This window comes from Streptomyces sp. NPDC023157, from assembly GCF_055560575.1.
Genome location: NZ_JBVHIL010000009.1, coordinates 167733 through 179171 on the forward strand (window position 1 = coordinate 167733; position 11439 = coordinate 179171).

General features: G+C 72.2%; 6 protein-coding genes. 1 reads left to right on the forward strand and 5 read right to left on the reverse strand.

Features of this window, described 5'->3' with window-relative positions; translation table 11 throughout:
* Nucleotides 1-177 precede the first annotated feature (177 nt).
* Together treS and ACZ3ZE_RS29460 are read right to left on the reverse strand one after the other, a co-directional pair.
* Nucleotides 178-1890 carry a maltose alpha-D-glucosyltransferase gene (gene treS, locus ACZ3ZE_RS29455; RefSeq protein ID WP_361175364.1) on the reverse strand — a complete coding sequence of 571 codons (1713 nt, stop codon included), beginning with the start codon at nt 1888-1890 and terminating at the stop codon, nt 178-180.
* Nucleotides 1887-3881 (reverse strand): alpha-1,4-glucan--maltose-1-phosphate maltosyltransferase, encoded by a 1995-nt coding sequence (locus ACZ3ZE_RS29460; RefSeq protein ID WP_361175361.1) that lies wholly within the window; start codon nt 3879-3881, stop codon nt 1887-1889. Before ACZ3ZE_RS29460 ends, treS begins: the two co-directional genes overlap by 4 nt.
* A gap of 438 nt (nt 3882-4319) precedes the next feature.
* Between ACZ3ZE_RS29460 and glgP the strand changes: the two genes are divergently transcribed.
* Nucleotides 4320-6863: an alpha-glucan family phosphorylase gene (gene glgP / locus ACZ3ZE_RS29465; RefSeq protein ID WP_361175358.1), complete on the forward strand. Its 2544-nt coding sequence runs from the start codon at nt 4320-4322 to the stop codon at nt 6861-6863.
* Between the two features lie 37 nt (nt 6864-6900).
* On the opposite strand, the gene ACZ3ZE_RS29470 is transcribed toward glgP, so the two are convergent.
* From ACZ3ZE_RS29470 to ACZ3ZE_RS29480, 3 genes are all read right to left on the reverse strand, one after another.
* A complete protein-coding gene (locus ACZ3ZE_RS29470; protein ID WP_467261419.1) occupies nt 6901-8514 on the reverse strand; it encodes a sensor histidine kinase in 1614 nt (537 codons plus the stop codon).
* Nucleotides 8507-9163: a response regulator gene (locus tag ACZ3ZE_RS29475; protein WP_467261421.1), complete on the reverse strand. Its 657-nt coding sequence runs from the start codon at nt 9161-9163 to the stop codon at nt 8507-8509. The genes ACZ3ZE_RS29470 and ACZ3ZE_RS29475 overlap by 8 nt, the downstream gene beginning before the upstream one ends.
* 138 nt (nt 9164-9301) lie before the next feature.
* Nucleotides 9302-11323, reverse strand: coding sequence for a M4 family metallopeptidase (locus tag ACZ3ZE_RS29480; protein WP_361175349.1), 2022 nt, complete (start codon nt 11321-11323; stop codon nt 9302-9304).
* Nucleotides 11324-11439: the final 116 nt, after the last annotated feature.

Here is an 11439-nt window from a genome sequence, read left to right on the forward strand (position 1 = left end):
CAGAGTGTCCCGGATGGCGGCTTCGGCTGTCCGGCTGTGCGGGACGTGTCGGAAGGGGAAGATCCGTATGGGCCCGGCAAGAAGGCCCGTATGGACCTGAAGTGTGTGTGGGACACAGTTCCCTGTGCGGGGCGGGGGAAACCGCCCCACACGGGACAGAACTGAATTGACGGTACTTCAGGACCGCTTGAGGCGGAACCAGTAGAACCCGTGCCCGGCGAGGGTGAGCAGATACGGCAGCTCTCCGATCGCCGGGAACTCCACCCCGCCGATCAGCTCCACCGGCCGCACCCCGTCGAATCGGCGCAGGTCCAGCTCGGTCGGCTGGGCGTGACGGGAGAAGTTGTTCACACACAGGACCAGATCGGCGTCCAGGCCCTCCTCGGGGGCGGTCTCGCGGAGGAAGGCCAGCACCGCCGGGTTGGTGGACGGGAGTTCCGCGTACGTCCCCGTCCCGAAGGCGCGGTTCTGCTTCCGGATCTCGATCATCCGCTTCGTCCAGTGCAGCAGCGAGGACGGCGAGGCCATCCCCGCCTCCACGTTGGTCACCTGGTAGCCGTGGACCGGGTCCATGATGGCCGGCAGGTAGAGCCGTCCCGGGTCGCAGGAGGAGAAGCCCGCGTTGCGGTCGGGGGTCCACTGCATCGGGGTGCGCACCCCGTCCCGGTCGCCCAGCCAGATGTTGTCGCCCATGCCGATCTCGTCGCCGTAGTACAGCACCGGGGAGCCCGGCAGCGAGAAGAGCAGGGCGGTGAACAGCTCCATCTGCTTGCGGTCGTTGTCGAGCAGCGGGGCGAGGCGGCGCCGGATGCCGATGTTGGCCCGCATCCGCGGGTCCTTGGCGTACTCGGCGTACATGTAGTCGCGCTCTTCGTCGGTGACCATCTCGAGCGTGAGCTCGTCGTGGTTGCGCAGGAAGATGCCCCACTGGCAGCCGGACGGGATCTCCGGGGTCTTCGCCAGGATCTCGGAGACCGGGTACCGGGACTCGCGCCGCACCGCCATGAAGATCCGCGGCATCACCGGGAAGTGGAAGGCCATGTGGCACTCGTCGCCGCCGGAGCGGAAGTCGCCGAAGTAGTCGACGACGTCCTCCGGCCACTGGTTCGCCTCGGCGAGCAGCACCGTGTCCGGGTAGTGCTCGTCGATCTCCTTGCGGACCCGCTTGAGGAAGGTGTGGGTGGCGGGCAGGTTCTCGCAGTTGGTGCCCTCCTGCTGGTACAGGTACGGCACCGCGTCGAGCCGGAAGCCGTCGATGCCCAGGTCCAGCCAGAAGCGCAGCGAGGACATGATCTCCTCCTGGACCGCCGGGTTCTCGTAGTTGAGGTCCGGCTGGTGGGAGAAGAAGCGGTGCCAGTAGTACTGCTTGCGGACCGGGTCGAAGGTCCAGTTGGAGGTCTCGGTGTCGACGAAGATGATCCGGGCGTCCGTGTACTGCTTGTCGTCGTCGGCCCAGACGTAGTAGTCCCCGTAGGGGCCCTCGGGGTCGCTGCGGGACTCCTGGAACCACGGGTGCTGGTCGCTCGTGTGGTTCATGACGAAGTCGATGATCACGCGCATGCCCCGCGCGTGGGCCGCGTCCACGAACTCCACGAAGTCGGCGAGGTCGCCGAACTCGGGGAGCACGGAGGTGTAGTCGGCGACGTCGTAGCCGCCGTCCCGCAGGGGGGACCTGAAGAACGGCGGCAGCCAGAGGCAGTCGACACCCAGCCACTGGAGGTAGTCCAGGCGGGACGTGATGCCCTTCAGGTCGCCTACTCCGTCGCCGTTGCTGTCCTGGAAGGAGCGGACCAGGACCTCGTAGAAGACCGCCCGCTTGAACCAGTCGGGATCACGGTCCTTGGCGGGGGTGTCCTCGAAGGTGTCGGGGACGGGTTCGTTGACAGTCATGATGTGGGTGACCCTCCGGTCTGCGGGGACGGTCGCAGGACGAGTACGTGCGCGGGCGTGACGCCCGGCTCTAGGCGCACGTAGTTGTTCCTGCCCCAGTGATAGGTCTCGCCGGTGAGCTCGTCGCGCACCGGTACGGTCTCGTGCCAGTCGAGGCCGAGTGCCGGCATGTCCAACGAGACCGTGGCCTCCTGGGTGTGGTGGGGGTCGAGGTTGGCGACCACCAGAACGGTGTTCGAACCGGAGCGCTTGGCGTACGCGATCACGGCGTCGTTGTCGGTCGTGTGGAAGGTCAGGTTGCGCAGCCGGCGCAGCGCCGGGTGGCGGCGCCTGATCCGGTTCAGGGTGGTGATCAGCGGGGCGATCGAGGCGCCCGAGCGCTCCGCCGACTCCCAGTCACGGGGGCGGAGTTGGTACTTCTCCGAGTCCAGGTACTCCTCGCTGCCGTCCCGCAGCGGGGTGCCCTCGCACAGCTCGTACCCGGCGTACATGCCCCAGGTGGGCGACAGGGTGGCGGCGAGCACCGCCCGCACCTCGAAGGCCGGCCGGCCGCCGGTCTGGAGGTAGGCGTGCAGGATGTCCGGGGTGTTCACGAAGAAGTTGGGCCGCATGTGGGCGGCGGCCTCCCCGGAGAGTTCGGTCAGGTACTCCGTGAGCTCCTCCTTGGTGTTGCGCCAGGTGAAGTACGTGTACGACTGCTGGAAGCCGATCGCGCCCAGCGTGTGCATCATCGCGGGCCGGGTGAAGGCCTCCGCCAGGAAGATCACGTCCGGGTCGGCCCGGTTGATCTCGCCGATCACCCGCTCCCAGAACACCACCGGCTTGGTGTGCGGGTTGTCGACCCGGAAGATCCGCACCCCGTGGTCCATCCAGTGCCGCAGCACCCGGACCGTCTCGGCGACGATCCCGTCCATGCCGTCGCCGGCCCCGTCGAAGTCGATCGGGTAGATGTCCTGGTACTTCTTCGGCGGGTTCTCGGCGTACGCGATCGAGCCGTCCGGGCGGTGGCTGAACCACTCCGGGTGCTTCTCCACCCACGGGTGGTCGGGGGAGCACTGGAGCGCGAAGTCCAGGGCGACCTCCAGGCGCAGCTCGCGGGCCCGGGCGACGAACGCGTCGAAGTCCTCGATCGTGCCGAGGTCCGGATGGACCGCGTCGTGGCCGCCCTCCGGCGAGCCGATCGCCCACGGCACGCCGACGTCCTCGGGGCCCGCCGACAGCGCGTTGTTGGGGCCCTTGCGGTGGGTGACGCCGATCGGGTGGATCGGCGGCAGGTACAGCACGTCGAAGCCCATCGCGGCGATCGCCGGGAGCCGCTCGGCGGCCGTGCGGAAGGTGCCGGACACGGTCCGGCCGCGGACCTTCCGTACGCCCTCGGAGCGTGGGAAGAACTCGTACCAGGAGCCGAACAGGGCCCGCTCGCGCTCCACCCGCAGGGGCAACGCGGGGGAGGAGGACAGCAGTTCGCGCAGCGGGTGGCGGGCCAGGGCGTCCAGGACGCGCGGGGCGAGCGCCGCCGCGAGCCGGACCGCGGCCGGCCGGGACTCGTCGCGCAGCGTGTCCGCCACGGCGAGCACCGCCTCACGGCCGCCGCCCTTCTTCGGCACGCCCTTCGCGGCCCGCTCGTGCAGCACCGCGCCCTCCGCCAGGACCAGCTCGGAGTCGATCCCCGCCGGGATCTTGATCTTCGCGGTGTGCCGCCAGGTCGCCAGCGGATCGCTCCAGGCCTCGACCGTGTACGACCAGGCGCCCTCGGCGTCCGGGGTGACCTCGGCGCCCCACCGGTCGGTGCCGGGGGCCAGTTCGCGCATCGGGGTCCACGGTCCCGGCCGGCCCGAGGGGCCGCGCAGGACCACATTGGCGGCGACGACGTCATGGCCCTCCCGGAAGACCGTGGCCGTGACCTCGAAGGTCTCGCCCACCACCGCCTTCGCGGGGCGGCGGCCGCAGTCGACCAGCGGGCGGACGTCCAGTACGGGAATGCGTCCCATGAGCGGATTCACAGCATCACCTGACGGTTCGCGAGGGTTCGGGTGGTGGTGCGCTCTTTCTAGCTCCGTCGACGGCCGGCGGGTTGCGGGCATGACCGCTCCTGTGCGCGTTCACTCGGATGGCGGGTCTGGAAGGAGTACGGAGGGGTACGGGGAGGAGCCTTCCCATGGGTTTCGGGTGGGCAATCCGGCGCTTTGTTAACTACTAGGGCGTAGCCGGACCGGCAAGAACACGTCCCGGACAAGAAACCGGCCCCGTCCTTGTCGGACGGGGCCGGTTCCCCCCGGGTCCGGACCGTGGCTCCGGTCCCCGGAGGTCCTCATGTGCTCTCGTTCGTAGCCGGACCCGTCACCTTCGCCTAGCCTCCACAACGGAACCGCGGACGCACAGCGTGGTGCTTCCGCTCCGCTCCGTCACACCCTGCGAAGGTGGAACACGTGAAGGCAATCCGTCGATTCACCGTGCGCCCCGTCCTCCCCGACACCCTTCGACCCCTCGCCGACCTGGCGCGCAACCTGCGCTGGTCCTGGCACGAACCCACCCGCGAGCTCTTCGACTCCCTCGACCCGCTCGGGCACGGCGACGGCGACCCCGTCCGCGTGCTCGGCGCCCTCGGCGCCGACCGCCTCGCCGCGCTCGCCGCCGACCAGGACGTCCAGGCCCGGCTGCGGGCCGCCGCCGAGGAGCTCGACCGCTACCTCCACGAGCCCCGCTGGTACCAGCGGCAGCCCGGCGAACCGCCCGCCTCGATCGCGTACTTCTCGCCCGAGTTCGGCGTCACCGCCGCCCTGCCCCAGTACTCCGGCGGCCTCGGCATCCTCGCCGGCGACCACCTCAAGGCCGCCAGCGACCTCGGCGTCCCGCTCATCGGCGTCGGACTGCTCTACCGCCACGGCTACTTCCGCCAGTCCCTCTCCCGCGACGGCTGGCAGCAGGAGCACTACCCCGTCCTCGACCCCGGCGAGCTCCCCGTCACCCTGCTCCGCGAGCCCGACGGCACCCCCGCCCGCATCACCCTCGCCCTGCCCGGCGGCCGCAGCCTCCACGCCCACCTGTGGATCGCCCAGGTCGGCCGGGTCCCGCTGCTCATGCTCGACTCCGACGTCGAGGAGAACGCCCCCGGCGAACGCGAGGTCACCGACCGGCTCTACGGCGGCGGCAGCGAACACCGCCTGCTCCAGGAGATGCTGCTCGGCATCGGCGGCGTCCGCGCCGTCCGCACCTGGTGCCGGCTCACCGGCACCCCCGCACCCGAGGTCTTCCACACCAACGAGGGCCACGCCGGCCTCCTCGGCCTCGAACGCATCCGCGAACTCGCCGGACAGGGGCTCGACTTCGACGCCGCCCTGGAGACCGTCCGGGCCGGCACCGTCTTCACCACCCACACCCCCGTCCCCGCCGGCATCGACCGCTTCGACCGGGCCCTCGTCGCCCGCCACCTCGGCGAGGACGGCGAACTCCCCGGCGTCGACGTCGGCCGTGTCCTCGCCCTCGGCGACGAGACCCCCCTCGGCGGTGAACCCGGCGTCTTCAACATGGCCGCCATGGGCCTCCGGCTCGCCCAGCGCGCCAACGGCGTCTCCACCCTGCACGGCGCCGTCAGCCGCGCCATGTTCGCCGGCCTCTGGCCCGGCTTCGACGGCGACGAGATCCCCCTCACCTCCATCACCAACGGCGTCCACGCCCCCACCTGGACCGCCCCCGAGGTCGCCCGGCTCGGCCCCGAGGCCGACGACCGCACCCTGTGGGAACTCCGCCGCACCCTGCGCGAACGCCTCGTCACCGACGTACGGCACCGGGTGCGGGCCTCTTGGCGCCAGCGCGGCGCCGCCGCCGCCGAACTCGGCTGGACCGACACCGTCCTCGACCCCGACGTCCTCACCATCGGCTTCGCCCGCCGCGTCCCCTCGTACAAGCGGCTCACCCTGATGCTGCGCGACAAGGACCGGCTCCGCGCCCTGCTGCTCCACCCCGAACGGCCCGTGCAGCTGGTCGTCGCCGGCAAGGCGCACCCCGCCGACGACGGAGGGAAGCGGCTGGTCCAGGAACTCGTCCGGTTCGCCGACGACCCGCGGGTACGCCACCGGATCGTCTTCCTGCCCGACTACGGCATGGAGATGGCCCGCGGCCTCTACCCCGGCTGCGACGTCTGGCTCAACAACCCGCTGCGCCCCCTGGAGGCCTGCGGCACCAGCGGCATGAAGGCCGCGCTCAACGGCTGCCTCAACCTCTCCGTCCTGGACGGTTGGTGGGAGGAGTGGTTCGAGCCCGACTTCGGCTGGGCGATCCCGACCGCCGACGGGGCCGCCGCCCGCGACGAGGACCGCCGCGACGACCTGGAGGCCGCCGCTCTCTACGAGCTGATCGAGCGCCGGGTCGCCCCCCGCTTCTACGACCGGGGCCCCGACGGGGTGCCGGCCGGCTGGACCACGATGGTCCGGCGCACCCTCGGCGACCTCGGCCCCAAGGTGCTCGCCGACCGGATGGTGCGCGAGTACGTGACCCGGCTGTACGCCCCCGCGGCCGCCGCCCACCGGGCGCTCGGCCCCGCCGAGGCCCGCGGGCTCGCCGCCTGGAAGGCCCGGGTGCGCGGCGCCTGGCCGAAGGTGTCCGTCGACCATGTGGAGATCGGTGACGGCCTGGAGGACGCCGAACTGGGCGCCACCCCGGCCGTCCGCGTCCGGGTGGCCCTCGGCGAACTGAGCCCCGACGACGTCGAGGTGCAGGCCGTCACCGGCCGGGTCGACCCCGACGACCGCCTCCTCGACCCCAGGACGACCGTCCTCAAACCCACCGCCGGACCGGACCTCGAAGGCCGGGTCCCCTACGGGGGCGCCCTCTCCCTGGACCGCACCGGCCCCTTCGGCTGCACCGTCCGCGTCCTGCCGGCCCACCCCCTGCTCGCCCACCCGGCCGAACTGGGCCTGGTCACGCACCCGGCGGAGACGCACGCCGAGAACGGGGGAGTGATCCTCCGCTAGGGCCATGATCCGCCGGACAGGCCCTAGCCGCCCGTCCTCACGGCACCTCCGCCTTGTCCACGAGCCGCCCGCCGACGAAGCAGAGCCGGTACACCGGGATCGCGGCGAACATCGTCGCCCGGTAGTACAGGCACTCGTCCCTCCCGGGCGGCTCCGCCGGCACCCGCTGCGGGCGCCCGTCGAGCGCCCGGTCGGGCAGCCACGCGCCGACCTCCGAACGGGTCTGGCCGAGGCGGATCCGGGCGTAGTCCTCCGGCTCCAGATACGACTGGTGCTGGGTGTACAGGGCGACGCCCGCCATCAGCAGGCCCAGCGCCACGAGCAGCGCCAGCGGGACCCAGATCACCCGAGCGAGCCCGCGGCGTACCTCACGCCGGGCCCGGTCCAGCTCCCGTGCCGACCGGGGGGCGGCGGGGCGCGGCGCGGGCGGGCGCGGCGGCAGGGCGGCGGACAGCTCGAAGCCGCCCTCCGCGGTGACCCGCTGCCCCAGCGTGCCGCCCGCGAGCCGCACCCGCTCGTCCAGCCCGACGAGCCCGCTCCCACCCGAGGCGAGCCCGGACCGCCCGGGACCGGCGGGTCCGCTGGTGACCCGGACGCGCACGATGGCGCCGCCTGCGCCGCCGGCCTCGCCCGAGACGCCCGTGCCGCCGCCTGCGCCGTCGGCCTCGCCCGTGCCGCCCGTGCCGCCGGCCCCGCCCGCCGGCCCGTCGACCGCGACCTCGACCGGTGCCCCCGGTGCGTGCTTGGCCGCGTTGGTGAGGCCCTCCTGGACCACGCGGTGGACGGCTCGCGCGGTCATGTCCGCGAGGGGCGCGGCTCCCGCCGTCTGGGTGAACCGGACGTCCATCCCGGAGGCCCGGGCCCGGGCGACCAGTTCGGCGACGGTCTCGTCCGCCGGGGCGACCGGTGCGGACGTCGCCTCGTCGTCGCCCTCGCGGAGCACCCCGATGATGTCCCGCAGCCGTTCGGTCGCGTCGGCCGCCGCCCGGCGCAGGTCGCCCGCCGCCCGCTGCTGGTCGGCGCCGAGCGCGGGATCGACCTCCAGGGCGCCCGCGCGGACCGCGATCAGGGCCAGGTCGTGGCCGAGCGAGTCGTGCATGTCGCCGGCGATCCGGGACCGTTCGCGCAGCCGCTCCCGGTCGGCGACGGCCGCCTGTTCGCGTTCCATCCGGTCGGCGAGCTCCCAGCCGCTGCGCACCAGCCGGTCGTACTGGCGCACGTAACGCCCGATCAGCCAGGGCGCGACGACGGCGAGGGCCAGCGACAGGACCAGCGCGAACCAGATCATCAGCGGCCGGCCGGTCAGCCGGACGAGCGCGAAGCCCACCACGGGCACCGCCGCGAAGAGCCAGAGCGCCGGCCGGGTCGCCTTCTCCCGCCGCCCGGCGAGATAGCCGAAGGCCACCAGGGCCAGGGTGTACGAGGGGGTGAACAGCTCCGGGCTGGTGGCCAGCGAGGCCGCCACCACGAGCGCCAGCGGCACCGTCGGCCACCGCCGCCCCAGTGCCACGCACACCGCGAGCACGGCCACGCCGACGCCGACCCGGGTCCACGAGCCGCCGTCGTCGGGGTCGGACTTCAGCAGGACGGGGACGCAGAGCAGCAGCCACAGCGCGAGGTCGAAGGCCCGCTCGCGGGCCCGCTCACGCATCGGGGATCAGCCCCGCCTCGTACGCGAGGATCGCCAGCTGCACCCGGTTCCGCAGCCCGATCCGTCCCAGGACGGCGCTGACGTGGGCCTTGACGGTGCCCTCGACGACGTGCAGGCGCTCGGCGATCTCCTGGTTGGACAGGCCCGCCCCGACGAGGGCGACCACCTCGCGCTCGCGCCCGGTCAGCGGGGTGAGCCGGGCGCGGGCCTCGGCCGCCCGGGAGAGGCGCTCGCCGCCGAGCGTGTCGAGGACCCGGCGGGCGACGGCGGGGGAGAGGAAGGCGGCGCCCTCGGCGACCGCCCGCACGCCCGCGATCAGCTCCCGCGGGTCCCCGGACTTGAGCAGGAAGCCGCTCACGCCGCTGCCGAGCGCCCGCGCGATGTACGCGTCCTCGGAGAAGGTGGTGAGCATGACGACGGCCGCGTCGGGCACCGCGCGCCGCAGCTCCTCGGCGGCGCCGAGCCCGTCGAGCCGGGGCATCCGGATGTCGAGCAGCACGACGTCGGGCCGGTGCGTCCGGGCGAGTTCCACGGCCTCGTGGCCGTCCCCGGCCTCGGCGACCACCTCGATGCCGGGGTCGCTGGCGAGGATGGCCCGGACCCCGGCCCTGATCATCGCCTCGTCGTCGGCAAGCAGCACCCTGATCATCCGGCCACCCTACGCAGGCGCGTGGAGGCCCGGACGCCCGGACGCCCGGAGGGAGTGTTCCCTCCGGGCGTCCGGGCGGTTCGTCAGTTCACTGGTTCCGCTTCGGCCGGGTTCTCCCGCGGGGCGGGAGACCGGTCCTTAGGGGAAGGTGAGCTTGAACTGGTTGATGTAGCCGGTGTCGATCGAGGCCTTGTCCTGGACCCGCAGCTTCCAGACGCCGTTGGCGACCTCGGAGGAGGCGTTGACGGTGTAGGTCTGGTTGATGTTGTCGGTGCTGCCACCGGCACGGTTGTGCAGGTTGTAGACCGAGCCGTCGGGGGCGATGAGGTCCACGACGAGGTCACCGATGTAGGTGTGGACGATGTTCACACCGACGGCGAGGTTGGCCGGGGCGTTGCCGGTCACACCGGAGACGGTCACCGACGAGGTCACCGCGGCACCGTTGTCCGGGACGGACACGTCGGTGTCGTTGGTGAAGACCGTGCCGCCGGGGTTGCCGCCACCGGGACGGGGACCGACGTTGATCGCGGCCCAGGCGTTCTCGACGGCCGTGACCTCGGGGCTGGTCGCACCGTAGAGGTCGGTGGCGGCCGCGACGGTGCCGTTGCGGGCGCCCGCGTAGTCCGTGTTCGAGCTGAACTTGGTGGTGAGCGCCTTGAACCAGATCAGCGAGGCCTTGTCACGGCCGATGCCGGTGACGGGCAGACCGTCGGAGGTCGGCGAGTCGTAGTTCACGCCGTTGACGGTCTTGGCGCCGCTGCCCTCGGAGAGCAGGTAGTAGAAGTGGTTCGCCGGACCCGAGGAGTAGTGGACGTCGATGCCGCCGATGCCCGAGTACCACGCGTCCTTGGACGAGCCGTCCTTGCTCGGCTTGTCCATGTAGCGCAGCGGGGTGCCGTTGCCACGGATGTCGATCTTCTCGCCGACGAGGTAGTCGCCCTGGTCGGACGAGTTGTTGGCGTAGAACTCGACGGCCGCCGCGAAGATGTCCGAGGTGGCCTCGTTGAGGCCGCCGGACTCGCCGCTGTAGACCAGGCCGGCCGTGTTGGAGGTGACGCCGTGCGTCATCTCGTGCGCGGCCACGTCGATGGAGGTCAGCGGCTTGGTGTTGCCGGAGCCGTCGCCGTAGGTCATGCAGAAGCAGGAGTCCGACCAGAACGCGTTGACGTACGCGTTGCCGTAGTGGACCCGGGAGTACGCGCCGACACCGTCACCGCGGATACCGGTGCGGCCGTGCACGTTCTTGTAGTAGTCCCACGTGAGCGCGGCGCCGTAGTGCGCGTCGGCGCCCGCGGTGGCCCGGTTGGACGTGGTGCCGTTGCCCCACGTGTCCGTGGTGTTGCTGAACAGCGTCCCGGTGCCCGACGTACCACCGTTGAGGTCGTACGTCTTGTGGTTGCCGCGCGTCGTGTCGGTCAGGGTGTACGACGGGGCGGTGCCGAGGGTGACCTGGCCGCTGTACTGCGTGTTGCCTATGCCGGTCTCGATGGCCTGCCACTCGTACAGCTTGGCGCCGGTCTTGGCGTCGGTGACGACGTGCAGCTCGTTGGGCGTGCCGTCGTGCTGGAGGCCGCCGACGACGGTCTCGTAGGCCAGCACGGGGGCGCCCTTGGCGGCCCACACGACCTTGCGCGGGGCGCGGTCGGCCTTGGTCTTCTTGGCACCTTCGGCGTTGGCGCGGCCCAGCGCCTGGCGCTCGGCGGCGGCCGGCGCGAGGGTGGCGGCCGTGTCGACCTTGGTGATGTCGGCGCGGGTGGCCTTGGAGACGGACGTGGTGGCGCCCGCCTTGGTCTCCTCGACGATCAGGTCGCCACCGAGGACCGGGAGGCCCGCGAAGGTGCGCTCGTAGCGCGTGTGGGTCGAACCGTCGCGGTCCTGGATGACGTCGCGGACGACCAGCTTCTCCTGGGCGCCGAGGCCGAGGCGCTTGGCCGCGGCCGCGGTGTCCGCCTGGGCGGCGCGGATCAGCGCGGCGCGCTGGGCCGGCGAGAGGTCGGCCGGCAGCTTGCCGGGGTTCGCCTTGGAGGCGGCCTGCGCCTTGGGGGCGGCGCCGAACTGGTCGGCGGTGGCGGAACCGGACTGGACACCGACGGCGATCATGGCGGCGGCAGCGATCAGGGCGCCGGTCGCGGTGGCGCGACGGCTGGGCGTGGATCTCACGCAGACTCCTTTTGCGAGGGGGGTACCGGGAGGGCTGGGTGATGCCGCCCGGGCTGAGCAAGCAGAGCTGTGGAGCACGTACGGGTGATGCGCTGAACGTTGGTGCGAAGAGCCGG

Bases quoted from the DNA above. Each gene is read 5' to 3' on its own strand.
- treS (WP_361175364.1), bottom strand. From the start codon at position 1,890: ATGACTGTCAACGAACCCGTCCCCGACACCTTCGAGGACACCCCCGCC.
- ACZ3ZE_RS29460 (WP_361175361.1), bottom strand. From the start codon at position 3,881: ATGGGACGCATTCCCGTACTGGACGTCCGCCCGCTGGTCGACTGCGGC.
- ACZ3ZE_RS29470 (WP_467261419.1), bottom strand. From the start codon at position 8,514: ATGCGTGAGCGGGCCCGCGAGCGGGCCTTCGACCTCGCGCTGTGGCTG.
- ACZ3ZE_RS29475 (WP_467261421.1), bottom strand. From the start codon at position 9,163: ATGATCAGGGTGCTGCTTGCCGACGACGAGGCGATGATCAGGGCCGGG.